18 protein-coding genes are annotated in these 17160 nt (G+C 45.2%); 12 read left to right on the forward strand and 6 right to left on the reverse strand.

Going from position 1 to position 17160, the window contains the following annotated elements:
• The first annotated feature begins 23 nt into the window (after window positions 1-23).
• From folC to purF, 4 genes are all read left to right on the forward strand, one after another.
• Window positions 24-1289: a bifunctional tetrahydrofolate synthase/dihydrofolate synthase gene (gene folC, locus L0991_02255; GenBank protein XGB62906.1), complete on the forward strand. Its 1266-nt coding sequence runs from the start codon at window positions 24-26 to the stop codon at window positions 1287-1289.
• The gene (locus L0991_02260; protein XGB62907.1) at window positions 1290-1856 is read left to right on the forward strand and encodes an SPOR domain-containing protein; all 567 of its coding nucleotides are present in this window, start codon (window positions 1290-1292) and stop codon (window positions 1854-1856) included.
• A 61-nt stretch (window positions 1857-1917) separates the two neighbouring features.
• A complete protein-coding gene (locus L0991_02265; GenBank protein XGB62908.1) occupies window positions 1918-2409 on the forward strand; it encodes a CvpA family protein in 492 nt (163 codons plus the stop codon).
• A gap of 34 nt (window positions 2410-2443) precedes the next feature.
• Window positions 2444-3958: an amidophosphoribosyltransferase gene (gene purF / locus L0991_02270; protein ID XGB62909.1), complete on the forward strand. Its 1515-nt coding sequence runs from the start codon at window positions 2444-2446 to the stop codon at window positions 3956-3958.
• A gap of 75 nt (window positions 3959-4033) precedes the next feature.
• On the opposite strand, the gene L0991_02275 is transcribed toward purF, so the two are convergent.
• Entirely contained in the window at window positions 4034-4909 is an 876-nt protein-coding gene (locus L0991_02275) for a LysR family transcriptional regulator (protein XGB62910.1), read from the reverse strand.
• A gap of 228 nt (window positions 4910-5137) precedes the next feature.
• On the opposite strand from L0991_02275, the gene L0991_02280 reads away from it, so the two are divergent.
• The 7 genes from L0991_02280 (at window position 5138) to recR (ending at window position 11091) form a co-directional block, all read left to right on the forward strand.
• Window positions 5138-6241, forward strand: a complete 1104-nt coding sequence (locus tag L0991_02280; GenBank protein XGB62911.1) for a response regulator — start codon at window positions 5138-5140, stop codon at window positions 6239-6241.
• 149 nt (window positions 6242-6390) lie between these two features.
• Window positions 6391-6528, forward strand: coding sequence for a hypothetical protein (locus L0991_02285; GenBank protein ID XGB62912.1), 138 nt, complete (start codon window positions 6391-6393; stop codon window positions 6526-6528).
• Between the two features lie 74 nt (window positions 6529-6602).
• Complete coding sequence (locus L0991_02290) at window positions 6603-6974, forward strand: YbaN family protein (protein XGB63835.1); 372 nt, start codon at window positions 6603-6605, stop codon at window positions 6972-6974.
• A gap of 161 nt (window positions 6975-7135) precedes the next feature.
• Window positions 7136-7681: an adenine phosphoribosyltransferase gene (gene apt, locus L0991_02295; protein XGB62913.1), complete on the forward strand. Its 546-nt coding sequence runs from the start codon at window positions 7136-7138 to the stop codon at window positions 7679-7681.
• 18 nt (window positions 7682-7699) lie between these two features.
• Window positions 7700-9937, forward strand: coding sequence for a DNA polymerase III subunit gamma/tau (gene dnaX / locus L0991_02300; GenBank protein XGB62914.1), 2238 nt, complete (start codon window positions 7700-7702; stop codon window positions 9935-9937).
• Between the two features lie 152 nt (window positions 9938-10089).
• Window positions 10090-10419 carry a YbaB/EbfC family nucleoid-associated protein gene (locus L0991_02305; protein ID XGB62915.1) on the forward strand — a complete coding sequence of 110 codons (330 nt, stop codon included), beginning with the start codon at window positions 10090-10092 and terminating at the stop codon, window positions 10417-10419.
• A gap of 72 nt (window positions 10420-10491) precedes the next feature.
• The gene (gene recR, locus L0991_02310; protein XGB62916.1) at window positions 10492-11091 is read left to right on the forward strand and encodes a recombination mediator RecR; all 600 of its coding nucleotides are present in this window, start codon (window positions 10492-10494) and stop codon (window positions 11089-11091) included.
• A gap of 81 nt (window positions 11092-11172) precedes the next feature.
• Here the strand turns inward: recR and aqpZ are convergent, their stop codons facing one another.
• Both aqpZ and L0991_02320 read right to left on the reverse strand, forming a co-directional pair.
• Window positions 11173-11862 carry an aquaporin Z gene (gene aqpZ, locus L0991_02315; protein ID XGB62917.1) on the reverse strand — a complete coding sequence of 230 codons (690 nt, stop codon included), beginning with the start codon at window positions 11860-11862 and terminating at the stop codon, window positions 11173-11175.
• Window positions 11863-11964: 102 nt separating this feature from the next.
• Window positions 11965-12213 carry a YkgJ family cysteine cluster protein gene (locus L0991_02320; protein ID XGB62918.1) on the reverse strand — a complete coding sequence of 83 codons (249 nt, stop codon included), beginning with the start codon at window positions 12211-12213 and terminating at the stop codon, window positions 11965-11967.
• A 159-nt stretch (window positions 12214-12372) separates the two neighbouring features.
• On the opposite strand from L0991_02320, the gene L0991_02325 reads away from it, so the two are divergent.
• On the forward strand, window positions 12373-12810 hold the full coding sequence (locus L0991_02325; protein XGB62919.1) for a YcgN family cysteine cluster protein: 438 nt from the start codon (window positions 12373-12375) through the stop codon (window positions 12808-12810).
• A 149-nt stretch (window positions 12811-12959) separates the two neighbouring features.
• Here the strand turns inward: L0991_02325 and L0991_02330 are convergent, their stop codons facing one another.
• From L0991_02330 to L0991_02340, 3 genes are all read right to left on the reverse strand, one after another.
• The gene (locus L0991_02330) at window positions 12960-14537 is read right to left on the reverse strand and encodes an alkaline phosphatase (GenBank protein XGB62920.1); all 1578 of its coding nucleotides are present in this window, start codon (window positions 14535-14537) and stop codon (window positions 12960-12962) included.
• Between the two features lie 194 nt (window positions 14538-14731).
• Entirely contained in the window at window positions 14732-16618 is a 1887-nt protein-coding gene (locus L0991_02335) for a BCCT family transporter (protein ID XGB62921.1), read from the reverse strand.
• A gap of 133 nt (window positions 16619-16751) precedes the next feature.
• On the reverse strand, window positions 16752-17105 hold the full coding sequence (locus tag L0991_02340; protein ID XGB62922.1) for a hypothetical protein: 354 nt from the start codon (window positions 17103-17105) through the stop codon (window positions 16752-16754).
• Window positions 17106-17160: the final 55 nt, after the last annotated feature.

Consider the following 17160-nt stretch of genomic DNA (forward strand, 5'->3'; position numbering starts at 1 on the left):
ACTTTATTATGGTTATGAGTTAGATGAGTCAACAACCTATTCCTCAAGCCACATCCTCTTTGGAGATGTGGCTTGATTATTTATCAAACATCCACACCAGTGCTATTGATCTTGGGCTAGACCGAGTTCAGGCCGTCGCCTCTAAGGCAAATCTTACCAAACCTGCTAAACACGTCATTACTGTTGCCGGAACCAATGGCAAAGGTTCAACGTGTGCGCTAATGGAAGCCATTCTATTAGATGCGGGATACTCTGTTGGTGTCTACAGCTCTCCTCACTTAATTCGTTACAACGAACGCGTTCGTATCAACGGCCAAGATCTATCTGATGAAAAGATGGTTCAGTCTTTTGATTTTATCGAGAAAGAACGTGGTGAAATCAGTCTTAGTTTCTTCGAATACGGCACTTTGGCCGCGTTACGTGCTTTTCAAACGGAAGCGGTCGATGTTGTGTTGTTAGAAGTGGGTTTAGGTGGCCGCTTAGATGCAACCAACATTGTTGATCACGACGTTTCTGTGATTACGAGCTTGGCAGTAGACCACGTAGATTGGCTTGGTGATGACATCAATGTGATTGGTTTTGAGAAAGCGGGTATTTATCGTAGCGGTAAGCCGGCTATCTGCGGCCAACCTAAGCCACCGGCGACAGTTGCTGCGCATGCCGATGATATCAAAGCTGAGTTTTATCAGGTCGGTATTCAATATACCTATGCCGTTGATGGCGATACCTGGAACTGGCATAGCGGTGCATTCCAATTGGAGTCACTTCCTATCCCAACATTACCGCTCCCGAACGCGGCAACCGCATTGATGGCACTGGGCACATCAGAATTAGATATTAGCGATGTGAACGTGGTTAATGGTTTGAAGAACGCTCAGCTTCCTGGGCGCATGCAACAAATTAGCGACCAGCCTGTGATTGTGCTTGATGTGGCTCATAACCCACATTCAGCAGAATACTTTGCACAGCAAGTTACTAAAAAATATGCGGGCAAGAACCTGCACGTTGTAGTCGCTATGCTTCATGACAAAGACATTCTAGCGACATTAGAAGTGTTAACGCCAATTGCAACACACTGGTACCCAGCTTCTCTACAAGGGCCACGTGCGGCAACGGCAGCAGAACTTTGTCAAAGCCTTCCTCACGGTGTTAAGCAGCATACAAACCCGGTTGCGGCGTTTGAGGCGGCGTTAGCATCAGCGAAAGGTGAAGATGATGTCGTGTTAGTGGTCGGTTCTTTCCATACAGTAGGGGAAGTGTTGGAGCATTGGCAGAAAAAAGGAAACTAGATGGCAAGTAAATTTCAGAGCCGCTTAGTCGGCACCATCATTTTAGTGGCCATTGGCGTGATTGTATTGCCAGATGTGCTCGATGGTAAAAAGCTTCACTATAAAGAAGAGTTTGCGAGCATTCCTATTAAGCCTGAACTTGATAGCAATGTTGAAGTGTTTGAGGTGCTTGACCCAGTTGAAGATCAGATTGCACTGCCGGACTCTCCGGTAGAGCGAGTGGTCGAAAGCGGTGGATCATCAGAAACCCAAACGGCATCGGCTTCTGAAAAAGAAGCGGATAAAGTGGCGGTTGTGGTTAAGCCAGTACCTGAAAAAAATGAGTACCAAGACAGCGCTTGGATCATTCAATTGATGGCTTTGAAGAATGCTGACAACGCGAAAAGCGTGGTTAAGGATTTGCAAAAGCGTGGTTACCAGGCTCACACCAAGCAAGAAAAAACTTTTACGCGAGTAATTATCGGCCCAGATGTATCTAAATCCAAACTTGAGCGACAAATTAAGGAATTAGAAAAAATTACGGGTTCAAAAGGCCAATTGCTCAAATTTAAACCGTTAAATCCATAAGAAAACGTTTGCGTCAGCATTTTTTCTGTTAAAATGCGCGCCAACTTAAGATGAAGAATTCATGAATTGGTTAGATTTTGTCATTTTAGGCGTGATCGGCTTCTCTGCCGTGATCAGTTTAGTTCGTGGTTTCGCTAAAGAAGCGTTGTCACTCGTTATTTGGTTTGGAGCATTTTTTATTGCTAGCCAGTACTACGCAAAATTAGCGGTGTACTTCACCAATATCGAAGATGAGATGTTTCGAAACGGAACGGCGATAGCAGCATTGTTTGTTGCAACGTTAGTTGTCGGTGCTTTAGTTAACTATGTCATCGGTCAGCTAGTTCAGAAAACAGGCCTGTCAGGTACAGACAGAATCCTCGGTGTCGTCTTTGGTGGCTTACGTGGTGTTTTGATTGTTTCTGCAGTGTTGTTTTTCATGGATGCGTTTACTGCATTCCCAAGTTCTGAGTGGTGGAAGAATTCGCAGTTGGTTCCGGAATTTAGTCGAATCATTGCGCCGTTCTTCGAGCATTTACAAGCAACATCTAGTTTCTTATCTGGCGCGCTATAGCGCCAGTTAATGTCGAAAAATCGAGGATTAGGACATGTGTGGTATTGTTGGAATCGTGGGTTCAACACCTGTAAACCAGTCTATTTATGACGCTTTAACGGTATTGCAGCATCGTGGCCAAGATGCCGCTGGTATTTGTACCATTGAAAGCAATCGTTTCCGTCTGCGTAAGGCGAACGGTTTAGTAAAAGATGTTTTTGAAGCAAAACACATGCAACGCCTCCAAGGTAACGTTGGTATTGGCCATGTTCGTTACCCGACAGCAGGTAGCTCAAGCGCGTCGGAAGCTCAGCCTTTCTACGTAAACTCGCCTTTTGGCATCACGTTGGCTCACAACGGTAACTTAACGAACGCAAATGAAGTTCGTGAAAAGTTATTCGAAAAAGACCGTCGTCATGTGAACACTACTTCGGATTCAGAAGTGCTATTGAACGTATTGGCTCATGAGATCGATACGGTTAAAGGTAACGTGACTTCAGATGATGTTTTCCGTGCTGTATCAAACGTACATCGCACAATTCGTGGTGCTTACGCAGTAACGGCTATGATCATCGGCCACGGTATGATCGCATTCCGCGACCCACACGGTATTCGTCCACTATGTCTAGGTAAGCGTGAAGTTGAAGGTAAAACGGAATACATGGTTGCGTCTGAATCGGTGGCATTGGATGCTGTTGGTTTCGATTTTATGCGTGATGTGGCACCTGGTGAAGCTATCTACGTAACATTCGACGGTGAGCTTTTCACTAAGCAATGTGCAGACAACCCACAGCTCAACCCATGTATCTTTGAGTTTGTATACTTTGCACGTCCTGATTCATTCATCGATAAAATCTCAGTGTACAGCGCACGTGTTGAGATGGGTGAATTACTAGGTAAGCGTATTAAAGAAGAGTACTCAGACTTAGATATTGATGTGGTTATCCCAATTCCAGAAACGTCTAACGACATTGCACTGCGAATCGCTCAAGCTATCGACAAGCCGTACCGCCAAGGTTTCGTGAAAAACCGTTACGTTGGTCGTACGTTTATCATGCCTGGGCAGCAACAGCGTAAGAAGTCGGTTCGCCGTAAACTTAATGCGATTCGCTCTGAGTTTAAAGGCAAGAACGTTCTACTGGTTGATGACTCTATCGTTCGCGGTACGACTTCAGAGCAGATCATTGAGATGGCTCGTGACTCTGGTGCAAACAAGGTGTTCATGGTGTCAGCGGCTCCTGAGGTTCGCTTCCCTAACGTTTACGGTATCGACATGCCGAGCGCGACAGAGCTAATTGCTCATGGTCGTGACAATGAAACGATTTGTAAGCAGATTGGTGCAGACGCTCTGATCTTCCAAACGCTACCAGATTTGATTTCAGCGGTAGGCATGGGTAACCAAGACATCGCACGTTTCGATACTTCTGTGTTTAATGGCGAGTATGTAACGGGTGATATCGACCAAGCATATCTAGATTTCTTAGACTCTTTACGTAATGATGACTCTAAGATTCAGCGTGAGATCCAACAAGATTTAGCGAACCTAGAGTTACACAACGAAGGCGCTTAGTTTTCTTTAGTGACCAGAATATAAAAAACCAGAGCCGATGCTCTGGTTTTTTTGTTTTTGAAGTAGGGGATTAACCTAGTGAATGTGGTACGCGATCACAAAATCAATAAACAATCTAACTTTCTCAGGTAGATGGTCTTTGTGGTTATATAGCATGTAGATGTCACGCGGGTTAGCGCTCCAGTCTTCCAATACTTGAACTAAGCTGCCATCTTCAATGTATTCGCGAATCATCACGTCTGGCATCAGTGTGATACCTAGACCTTCAGAGCAAGCTTGTCTTACAACATTAAGTGCGTTTGCGTTGAAGCGGCCTTTTTCACTGTTAACCACAGTCTCATCATTCGAGTTACTTAGCTGCCACTTAATCAGTGGGTAGCCTTTAAGCAATGAATGGTTCGCCAGTTCTTCAGCATGGCTTGGTGCAGGGTTCTTCGCTAAGTACTCAGGGCTTGCGATAAGAATATCTTTTACTTCACTGATTTTTCGAGCAATGAGGCTTGAGTCACGTTGCGGACCCACTCTGAAAATCACGTCCCATTCTGTAGGGTCGAGTTGATCAGCTTGGTTGTTCATCATCAACTCAATATTGATATCTGGGTATTGAGTCATGAAGTCGCTGAACATCGGCATCATCATGCGCTTAGTCAGGTTAGAAGGCGCCGTAATGCGGATCTTACCGGAAGCACCTTTACAAACATCCGTCAGTTCTTCGGCGGTCGAAGAGAGACGTTGCAGCAGTGGAGAGCATTCATTGAAGAAACGTTCGCCAGCCTCTGTTAAGGAGAGTTTACGCGCGTGTCTATTGAGAAGCCTCAGGTTTAGTGAGTCTTCTAGAGCTTGGATGCGTCGTGTGATGGTCGCAACCGGAATCATAGTCTTGCGCGATGTTGCGGTGTAGCTCCCATTTTCAACGACGAGTCGAAAGAGGTTTAAATCATCTAATTTCATAAATCCAGACACATTTGTTTACAATCTCTTCTAATTTATACGTAACATTGAGATCAATGTTTGCGTCATGTCAACTTGTTGCACTATTTACAAGTATTCCAAGCCTTGTCACGAATTACCAGTAAAGAGTGAACATTTGTGTATTTAGCATTTTATTACTAAGTTTTATATTAGTTCTTAGAACAGATAACAATAATAATTCGACTTAGTTTTGTGAGGTTAGAAATTATGTACAAAACTCACAGTCAGCCAGTAATGACCTCGGCACAGGAAGTGATTAACCAGAAATGCGTAATGTTGGTTGATGATGATCCTATTTTTCGCCGTATAACCGGTGCTTACCTTGAGAAGGTTGGTTATAAAGTGGTTGAGGCTGAAAACGGACTGGACGCTTTGCAGAAGCTCAGAGATGCAGCGCCAGATTTAATTGTGTGTGACTTATCAATGCCGATCCTGGACGGCATCGAGCTTGTAGAAGAGCTCAGTTTAGAGTACCCATCACTGCCTATGATTGTGGTGTCTGCGACAGATGACATGTCTGATGTAGCAAAAGCCCTGCGATTTGGTATTAAAGACTTTTTAGCGAAGCCATTAGAGGACCACGGCCATCTAAGCAGTGCGATTGCCAACACATTAACAGATTCGTTCGACAACCTTTCAGATCAACGAGATTTTTCAAGCCAGTGGTTTTGTGTGGATGATGGAGGAGAGATCCCGGAAGACCAAGAATTACATTGGCATCTGAATTACTTGCAGGATAACCCAAGCGCAGCGCGAGATTTGTTGCACGCGTTGTTACCGGACAAAGACACAAGACAAGGCTCATGGCGTTGCAGCTACCGTTTGTTGCAATCAACCGAGATGATGCCACTTGTATTCGATTATGCGTGGACGATGAATGGGCAGTTTGCTTTCTACCTTGTCGATTCAGCGTCTTCTGAAAATGGCGGCTCTGCGACTACCTTGTTAGTGAGAGCTTTGTTCCACGATTACTTAAGAAACCGAAAAGATTTTAGTGCTGACCTCAAAGATATCGCTGAAATTTTGGAGAAAGGGATTCGCTGTTCGGCTTGTTCAACACCTGTCAACGCGTTGTTTGGTGTTGCTAACCTCGCGGAGGGCACCATTTCAATTTTGCCAGCGGGTTTGGACGGACGCTGGTCAAATGGTGAAATGAATCAACATATTGCAGCAGGTGAACGCTTAGGCGAGAATTGTAAAAAGAACTTTATTACCAGAGATTTACCAATAGAGCAGGGCTGTCAGCTGTCGTTGAGCCTACTTGGAGCGGCAAGTTTCAGCTTGGATATACATCAAGGGACAACCGATTAACCCTATATTTCCTCGGTTTTTGTGAATAATTGATTAAGGTATAGTTGCGCAAATGGTGTGGCTATGCCTTTTTTGTTAAATGTCGATTTAGCAAAGAGGGTTTGGTTCGCCACTGGACTTACTTTTACTAACAAAAACAAGAAGCAATCATGGCAGATAATCAAGACTTTAAAGACCCGTTTAATGTATTCTACTTTTTAGGCTTTCTAGCCGCATTTTTAATGATTCCATTACTACCAGCAACACTAACGTTGATCCGTGTATTTAATGGCTACGCAACATTTTAGTTAAGCTGTCGTCGCCAAATGGTGATAGCTAACTCAAGGAGGCCACAATTAGCGTTCGAGTTTTAAGCCTGAATATTGCTGGTGGCCTTTGTATCTTTCTTGCAGTTCTAGGGATTGTATTACCCGTTCTGCCAACCACTCCATTCCTTCTTCTTGCTAGTGCATGTTTCATGCGAAGCAATCCTAAAGTTCACAAATGGATGCATGAGCATAAAACGCTCGGCCCTCTATTAGAAAACTGGTATCAACACGGCGCTGTCACCAAGCAAGTTAAAACGCGTGGCGTATTCTTTATTTTGTTGAGCTTTGCGTTATCTATCTACTTTGCTCCACTCATTTGGGTCAAGGTTTTCCTAATTTGTGTACTTGTTATTCTTCTCACATGGTTTATGCGACTTCCAACCCATGAGTTGGTTGCTGACAGCAAAGAAAATCACTACCATTAAGCCAGTGTGCCTGCTTGTATAGCGGGCGTTTATTATTTCAGCAATCAGAGTTATGACTCTCGTTGCAATGAATACCAATCGTACCTTTCCTTAATTTCAAGCGTTGATGTTTGATTCGTTAACCAGAGTTTGGAAAGCGGCCTAATGAAGTGCATAAGATTATGAACACAGAAAAAATCTCTCTGATCAAAGCAAGCATCAAAAGCATTCCTGATTACCCTAAAGCGGGTATTTTGTTCCGTGACGTAACAAGCTTGATGGAAGACCCAGCAGCTTACAAAGCGACTATCGAGTTGTTAGCGGAAACATACAAGGACATGGGCTTTACTAAGATCGTTGGTACTGAAGCTCGTGGTTTCCTATTCGGTGCGCCTTTAGCATTAGAACTGGGTGTTGGCTTCATCCCTGTGCGTAAGCCGGGCAAACTGCCTCGTGAAACTGTGGCACAATCTTATGAGCTTGAGTACGGCACAGACACGCTAGAAATTCATACTGATGCTATCGTTGAAGGCGATAAAGTGCTGATGGTTGATGACCTACTAGCAACTGGCGGTACGATTGAAGCGACAACAAAGTTGATTCGTCAGCTTGGTGGTGTGGTAGAGCACGCTGCATTTGTAATTAATCTTCCAGAAATCGGTGGTGACAAGCGCTTAGAAGGCTTAGGTCTAGAAGTGTTTAGCATCTGCGAATTCGACGGCCACTAATCCTTTTCGGAATTATTCATGAGCTATCTTGCGTTAGCGCGAAAATGGCGACCAACCAAATTTAAAGAAGTGGTTGGTCAAGCCCATGTTTTAACAGCATTAGAGAATGCCCTTAGCCAAAATAGGTTGCATCACGCGTACCTATTTAGCGGAACACGCGGTGTCGGTAAAACGACCATCGGCCGCTTGTTTGCTAAAGGACTTAACTGTGAAACAGGCATTACTTCAACCCCTTGTGGTGAATGTGCAACTTGTAAAGAGATCGATGAAGGTCGCTTTGTTGACCTACTAGAGATCGATGCGGCATCACGTACCAAGGTAGAAGATACCCGTGAGCTTCTGGACAATGTTCAGTACAAGCCAGCGCGTGGTCGCTTTAAGGTTTACCTTATCGATGAAGTACACATGCTTTCTAGGCACAGTTTCAACGCGCTTCTAAAGACGTTAGAAGAGCCGCCTGAGTATGTGAAATTCTTGCTCGCAACGACCGATCCGCAAAAACTGCCAGTGACTATCTTGTCACGTTGTTTGCAGTTCCATCTCAAGCCGATCAGCGTTGATAATATCCATGAGCAACTCGACCATATTCTTGAACAAGAGAAGGTAACCTCTGAGCCTCGTGCGCTTGGAATGATTGCTCATGCTGCCGACGGTAGTATGCGTGATGCCTTGAGCTTAACGGACCAAGCTATCGCATTAGGCAACGGCAATGTTGTGACTGATACGGTTGCGCACATGCTTGGCACATTGGATACTGACCAAGCGATCCATCTACTTGAGGCTATTAGCAGTAAGCAGCCTCAAGAGGCGATGGCTTGTATCCAAAACCTTGCTGAGAATGGCGTAGAGTGGGATGGTTTACTGAATCAACTTGCTGCTCAACTTCATCGTCTCGCCATGTATCAAGCGTTGCCGTCTACCTTAGATAAAGCTCAGCCTGACGCAGAGAAGCTTGAACTGCTTAGCAAAGCGTTAAGCCCACAAGATATTCAGCTTTATTACCAGATAGTGCTAAAAGGTCGTGAAGACTTACCGTTATCACCAACCGCCCGTGTTGGTATTGAGATGGTGGTTTTACGTATGTTGGCATTTAGGCCTGCAGAGCAAAATGTAGCCACGGCTATCTCTACTCAGTCGACAAGCCCTGTTGCTGCACCGGTTCAGAGTCAAGCTCAGCCGGTTAGTCAACCAGCGCCAACGGCCGCTCCAAGACAGCCGCAGATGCAGCAGGCTCCTCAAGCTATGCAGCAGCAACCTGCACATCAAGCTCCGCAGCAAAGTCCGGCTCAGTATCCAAATTCGCAAGGTTACCCTGAGCATTCTGGTCATCAAGGTTATCCAGAACAGGATTACCCGCAAAGCCAGTATGATGCGCCGCCAGCTTACGACGATCGCCCTAGCTACGGCTCAGAGCAGCCGATGAGTCCTATGACTCAACAAGCGCAGCCTCAGCAGCAAGCGAGCTATCAGAATCAAGCTCCGGCTCAGCCACAAAATGTTGCACCGTCTGCGCCTGAAGGGCAGCCTGCACGTCCTGCATCACCTGTCAGTGGTTTGCGCCACCAATTACGCTCTCAGCGTAGAGGTAACGCAGCACAGGACAGCAAAGGTTCAGCGCCAAAAAAGGCTAAAGCGGCACCAGCTAAAACTTCAGTTCTTGACCGAGTTGCTCAGCAGCACGGTAGTTCTGAGCGGGTGTCGCCAGCTTCTTTACCAACCTCTCCGACAGAAAATGTTACCAATGATAATGAACCTTATCGCTGGAAACCGTCTAAACCTGTTGTAAAAGAGGCGAGCAAAGAGCTTACACCAACTCAGATCAAGCGAGCGCTAGAGCACGTCAAAACACCAGAAATGGTAGAAAAGCTGCTTAATGAGTCGATTGCTCAAGATGAATGGTCTGCCACGATTCAAAAGCTAGAGACAGCTAAGCTTGTTGAACAGTTAGCGTTGAACTCTGTATTTACTAAGAATGATACATCGATAACGTTAACCTTGAGATCGAGCCAGGCTCACTTGAATACGGACCGAGCGCAGAGCGAACTGTTACAGTCTCTCAATACGGTACTCGGAGAAGAGTGTCACTTGAGTGTTGAAATCGGCGATGGTGGTGAAACACCACTAGAATTACGAGAAAGGCTGTACCAAGGTAAATTGAAAGACGCGTTTACCAGTTTGGAAAACGATGCCAACGTACAGTTTATCGAAAGACGCTTCGCTGCAGAGCTCGACAGAGATAGTGTTCGTCCTATCTAGCATTAATTTTGATTTAGTGATGGGCGTATCATCTTAGATGCGCCGATCGAAGAACTGAACACCGAGGGGTTGAATCACACTGCTTTAACCCCCATTTAAGCGCTTATAGCTTAATAAATTTTAATAAACCAATTAGACCAGAGAGTATTAACATGTTTGGTAAAGGCGGTATGGGCAACATGATGAAGCAAGCCCAGCAAATGCAAGAGCGCATGCAAAAGCTTCAAGAAGAAATCGCAAATATGGAAGTAACAGGTGAATCTGGTGCTGGCCTTGTAAAAGTAACAATCACTGGTAGCCACAGCGTTCGCCGTGTTGATATCGATGAAAGCCTAATGGAAGACGATAAAGAGATGCTTGAAGATCTTATCGCTGCAGCTTTCAACGATGCGGCTCGTCGTGTTGAAGAAACTCAAAAAGAAAAAATGGCTAGCATCACTGGTGGAATGCAACTTCCACCAGGCATGAAGATGCCTTTCTAAGCGGCTTATTTCTAAGGGTTCGTTCTTGCCATACTTGAGCGGACCGTTATTTGAAAATTAGAACGGTTAAATATGCGTACCAGTCATATGCTGGAGCATTTGATGGAGGCCTTACGTTGTCTACCTGGGGTTGGCCCCAAGTCGGCGCAGCGTATGGCCTTTCATTTGTTACAGCGCGATAGAAAAGGCGGCCTTCAGTTGGCTGATGCTCTTAGCCAAGCAATGACTGAACTCGGTCACTGCAATGAGTGCCGTACTTTTACTGAAGAAGATACCTGCCACATTTGTACCAACCCTAAACGTCAGGAAAATGGTCAAATCTGTGTAGTAGAAAGCCCAGCTGATATTGCAGCTATCGAAGCAACTGGCCAATACTCTGGTCGTTACTTTGTGCTTATGGGTCACCTTTCACCACTTGATGGTATTGGTCCAAGTGACATCGGTCTCGATGTTTTGGACTACCGCCTACGTCGTGGTGACATCTCTGAAGTAATCCTAGCGACTAACCCGACTGTTGAAGGGGAAGCGACAGCGCATTACATTGCTGAGCTTTGTAATGCCCATGAAGTGAACGCAAGCCGAATCGCTCATGGTGTTCCCGTTGGTGGTGAGCTAGAGCTGGTGGATGGCACCACGCTTTCACACTCATTACTCGGTCGTCATAAGATCTAAAAAAAGCCGCTTGGTGAATCATCACTAAGCGGCTTTTTCTTTTATTACTTAAAGCTTATTTTATCCAACTCTTCTCAGAGCTTAATCCGACCCTCGAACGGCTTTGTATATCACCGCACCGATCACTGCACCAATAATTGGCGCAACCCAGAACAGCCATAGTTGAGAAACGGCCCAGTCACCAACAAATACCGCTACACCCGTACTCCGAGCTGGGTTCACAGAGGTGTTGGTTACTGGAATACTGATAAGGTGAATTAGGGTTAAACAGAGACCAATCGCGATGGGTGCAAATTCCGCGGGTGCTTTAGAATCGGTCGCTCCCATGATCACGAATAGGAACACCATGGTCATCACCACCTCACAGACCAGTGCTGCAGTTAGTGAGTAACCACCGGGAGAGTGCTCTCCAAAGCCATTTGACGCGAAGCCTGATGAAACGGCATCAAAGCCAGCTTGGCCGGAGGCAATCACAAATAATACACCGCCGGCAATAATACCGCCGAGTACTTGAGAAATGATGTAAGGGACAACATCTTTGGCATCAAAACGACCACCCGTCCAAAGGCCGATAGTGACAGCAGGGTTGAGGTGGCAACCGGATATATGCCCAATAGCGAAAGCCATGGTGAGCACGGTTAAACCAAAGGCAAGAGAGACACCAAGTAGGCCAATACCTACATCGGGAAAAGCGGCGGCTAAGACGGCACTACCACAACCACCTAACACCAACCAAAACGTACCAAACATTTCTGCGATATACCTATTCATAACGATCCTTATTAATTTGTACCAGTATCAACAAGATAGTTTAGATTTCGCAAAATTGTGAAATCTTGGGCATATAGATGTCAGAAAATGGAAGAGGTATGACTAAGTGATCGCCTCAAGTTCGATTAAGTTGTCGAGTGCTTCTTGATCGGTTTTGCCGCAAATAACAGGGCAAGCTTTGAATTGATGACACACTTTAGGGCGTGAGTCTTGGCCAAACAGCTTACAAAGATTCTGTTCGTTTAACTGAATGCAGCGTACACCCGCAGGCTTTCCATTTGGCATTCCAGGAATAGCAGATGTAATACTCGGAGCGATACAGCATGCTCCACAACCTAGGCGACATTCCATCAAATTAAACTCACTAAATAACAGGGTGCGCGATAGTAGCAAAAAATAATGGCAGTGACAGCTATTGATTGGATCAAAGAATGAACAATTATTATCCTTGAACTTTTTATGGGCTAGCGGTATAACACGCACCCCAGTAAAAGAGTAAGAAGTAATCCTATGACGAATCCATTTTGGCAAGAAAAAACACTAGAGCAGATGTCCGAGCAAGAGTGGGAATCTCTGTGCGATGGTTGTGGTAAGTGTTGCCTACATAAGCTTATGGATGAAGATAGCGATGAAGTTTACTACACCAATGTGGCGTGTAGCTGGCTGAACGACAAAACGTGTTCTTGTAAGGACTATCCAAACCGTTTCACTTCAGGTGAAGAATGTCTGAAGCTAACTCGTGACAAGATCGACGAGTTCCATTGGCTGCCAGATACGTGTGCTTATCGACTGCTATCAGAGTCGAAGCCGCTTCCAGAGTGGCACCCATTAATCACAGGTACTAAATCTGAAATGCACGCAGCGGGTGAAAGCGTTCGCAACAAAGTCGTATACGAAATTGATGTTGTGGATTGGGAAGACCACATCCTTAATCACCCAAATCGTTAATGATTAAAACAGTCGCTCAACAGCGGCTGTTTTGCTATTTGGTGTCACCTAAATTTGAAACTTACTTAGCTTAAATCCTTAAACGCCTTAACTCTTAAAACAAAAAACGCCCCGCAGGGCGTTAAGTGAAGCTAGCAAAAAATCTCAGGTTAATTTACTTGTTGCTTGATGTACTCACCAAGCTCTGAGTGATGCATGATCTTTGATACTGGTAATATCTTTTCGGCAGGCCCCCAAGCAAACACATTCACAGGTGTATGAGTGTGTGTGCCTGTACCCCAAACGATGTTTTGACCTGTTGCTTGTTCTCGAGCAAGTAGGTTGCCGCGATCGTTATATGGAAAGAAAGCATCGAAATCGTTGATGGCTGGTACATTCTCTTCAGAAAGGTACTTGTGTTGTGCCAGTCTATATGGGTTTGGCTTGCTTGCTAGTACCTTTTTCGCTTGTTCTGCGGTGATAGGAAATTCACTATTTTTGTTCACGATCTCAGCGAATTTCTCAGGCGTTTGCTCAGCTTTGTCGAGTTTTTGATACTCACTGATCATGCCGTAGTAGCTTTGTTTCTGATTGTATAAACCATCAAGAATATCGAAGGCACCGAAGTTAAAGTTTGGTGCATAATCACGATCGGTAAAGGCTTCACCTGGGCGCTTTTGTGGCATTGGTAGCTCACTTGATGAATAGCTAAAGCCGAAAGAGCCAGTTTCATGGTCTGCAGTCACGATTACGATTGTGTCTTCACGATCTTTTACCCATTCGTATACCGTTTGAATTGCTTCATCAAACTTAAGCAGTTCGTGCAGCATAGTGCCCGCATCATTACTGTGCCCAGCCCAATCTATCTGACCGCCTTCAACCATTAGGAAAAAGCCATCTTCATCTTTTGATAAGACGTTAAGCGCTTTTTGAGTCATCTCTTTTAAGCTCGGTTGTGTGCGTTCGCCACTCAGCTTTTTATTGCTGTATGCAATGCCATCATCCATGCCAGAGTACGCGAATAGACCAAGTAATTTGTCGCCGTCAGCGTTATCGAGCATATCTCGGTTAAACGCTAACTGATAACCGTCTTTCTGGGCTTCAGTAAGAAGGTTGCGGTCATCTTTACGTTTTGACTTGAGATAAACGTCACCTTGGGTCAGTTGCTCAAGTTGTTTGTAGGTTTCGCCTTTGTCATTGGTTGACTTAGGGATCCAGTGACGTAGCCCGCCAGATAGCATCACATCGACACCTGTTTCCAGCATATCGCTAGCAATATGGTTTTCTAGAGAGCGGTGTGGCTGATGTGCGGCGAATGCGGCAGGTGTAGCGTGAGTTAAACGTGTATCGGAAACCAGCCCGGTTGCTTTACCCGCTTTTTTTGCTTTCTCCAGCACGGTTTCTACGTGATTGCCTTGGGAGTCAATACCAATAACTTCTGAACCTGTGTAGATACCTGTAGCAAGCATGGTTGCTGAACAGGCAGAGTCGACCACAATCGCATCTTCTGGGTGGGTAAGAGATGAACCAATCACGCCTTCTTGAGCAAGCTGATAAAGGGCGGTCTTTTGACCTTTATAGATTGAGTTAGGTGCTTGGTTTGCATAAGTCTCTAGTAAGCCAACTTGCTGAGGTCCCATACCATCGCCAATCATTAGAATGACATTTTTGATTTCTGCTGAAAGTACATTGAATGAGAGTGTTGATGTTGCCACTGCGGCAATAACAGGTTTCATAAAGTGCTTCATTGTTTATCCCTTTTTATATAAGCGGGGTGATTAAAGCACTCGAATGTGTCAACTCTGTTTCATATTTATTTCATAAATATAAAATTGAGCAATAACTCAAGTCTTTGGAATAGAAATAAAAAAAGGCTCACATTTCTGTGAGCCTTTGGCTTATTTAGGAGGGCCCAAACTCATGGGCAGCGTCATGGCTAAAGTCAAGCAAGCGGTAGTTCTGCAACCACTTGGTTGAACGCGATTCGAGCATTCTGAGCCTGCTCAGATAACTCGACCTTTTTCGCTTGTGCGGCACTCAGATTACTCTCGGCCTGCTCAAGTGCTTGTTGTAGGTTCTCTGGTAACTCGTGAGTTTCCATTTGTGAACCTTGTTCTAGCACATAAGCGCGAATTTCTTTTTTCACTGCTGCTAGTTCTGTATAAGCAACACGCTCTAACTCTGCAGCTTCTTGCGCAGCGTCTCTCTCTTTCTCAAACTGAGCGAGAGCCATACCTTCAGCTGACCATGGATCCATGTCTGGCAGCTCTTCGATATTGATGGTTGGTTCGATGTACGCATCTTGGTGGCGTAAGTCGAGGCTAGTTGCGCGCACTGCTGAAATCATCAACATCACAGAGATAGCCAGTAGCGGTAGGCCACCAACAATCGCTGCGGTTTGTAGCGTACTCAGGCCACCCAAGAACATCAGAATCGTTGGTAAGAACGACAGTGTGAATGCCCAGAACATACGGTTCCAACGCATTGGTTCTTCTGTCACGTTGTTCTGAACAACAGAAGCTAGGATGTATGAAATCGAGTCAAAGGTGGTCGCCGTGAAAATGATACACAGTAGTGTAAACACTGCGATAACGATTGTGCTCATCGGCAATTGCGCCAGCATCGAAAAGATCGCTTTGGTTGCGCCTTCATCGTTAAGTACAGCCACAACATCTAGCTCGCCAGAAAGCTGTAGAGATAGACCGTAGTTACCCAAGATCATGAAGAATAGGAAACAGCCAAGAGAACCAAAGAAGATAGAACCTGACACCATTTGTTTGATGGTTCTGCCGCGAGAGATACGCGCTACAAATAGGCCCATACTCGGTGCAAATACTAGCCACCATGCCCAGTAGAAAATCGTCCAGTCTTGTGGGAAGTGTGTGTTTTCGAATGTGCCGTAGCCACCAAATGGTTCAGCCCATGTTGCCATCACGAAGAAGTTAGACAGCAGACGACCAATCGAGTCTAAACCGGTTTCCAGCATGAAGATCGTTGGACCAGCAATCAGTACGAATGCCAATAGACCCATTGCACCCCAGAAGTTGATGTTACTTAGGATCTTAATGCCTTTTTCTAAACCCGCATAAGACGAGTAAGCAAAAATAGCAGTACATACTAAAAGAACCGTCACTTGTGTCAGGTTGTTTTTCGGCAAGCCAAACAGGTGGTTCAAGCCTTCGGTGATTAGAGGTGCTGCTAAACCTAAGGTTGTTGCTGCACCGCCTAATAGGCCGAAAATGAATAGGATATCAACGATCTTTCCTGGTACGCCTTTACTACGGTGTTCACCAAGAACAGGCATTAAGGCACTTGAGATCTTTAGAACTGGCTGTTTACGTACGTAGAAGAAGTAAGCAATTGGAATTGCCGGAATTAGGTAGATAGACCATGCGATAGGTCCCCAGTGGAACAGACCGTAAGTTGCTGCCCAACGAACCGCTTCTTCACTGCCAGGTTCTAGTTGGAAAGGAGGAGATTGGTAGTAGTAAGCCCACTCAATACAGCCCCAGTACAAGATACTTGCACCGATACCACCACAAAACAGCATTGCAGCCCATGAAGCAGTTTTAAACTCAGGCTTTTCATCAGCTTCGCCGAGTTTAATTTGTCCCATATCACTGAACACCACGTACACCATAAATGCACAAGCCGCGAGGCCTAGCGCAAGATATAGAAAACCAAGTTGGTCAGTCATGAATGTTTTCGCAATCGCAATCCAGTCTGCACCTTGAGCTGGAAACAGAATGAGCGGGAAAACTATCGTGAGGAGTAGTGCAATTGCACCAAAGAAGGTTGGCTTATCGATAAGCTCAAAAGTGTTTTTCACGAGTATTATTCCATTAAAATGAGAGCGGAATTATGGAATGAACTCGTTTTTCTGACCTAATCGGGTCTATTGTCGTGACGACAAATCGCTTTTATTTTGAATAAAATACGATCAAAGGACTAAGTGGGTAAGGCTATATTAGAGCAAGAAGAATACCGCCTACGGTTGCCGCTGCGGACAAGTATTGCCCCGCTGAATATGAACCGTCATCTTCTTCTTCGATCTTATCAGGGTGATCCATACCTAGAGCGCCGTGAGCAAATGATTCAACTTTATCGGTAACGGTCGCGTTTTCTGCTTCAACTTTCTTCGCTTCTTTATCGATTTCTTTAAGGGCAGATAAGAGCGCTTTGCCCTCTTCAGAAAGCTTAACCGTGTTTTGCTCAACCTTAAGCGGTGCAGGCTTTTCGGCTTCGCTATCTTGACTCTTAGCGTTCATCTGCGAAGGCGAATATAGCTGAGTGTTACTCGTTCCTACTGGCGTCATATAGCTCTCCTTACCTATCCTTAAACATAGTATCGGCAGAGGTGTGAAAAACTTG

The sequence above is a fragment of the Vibrio chagasii genome (assembly GCA_041879415.1).
GTDB lineage: Bacteria > Pseudomonadota > Gammaproteobacteria > Enterobacterales > Vibrionaceae > Vibrio.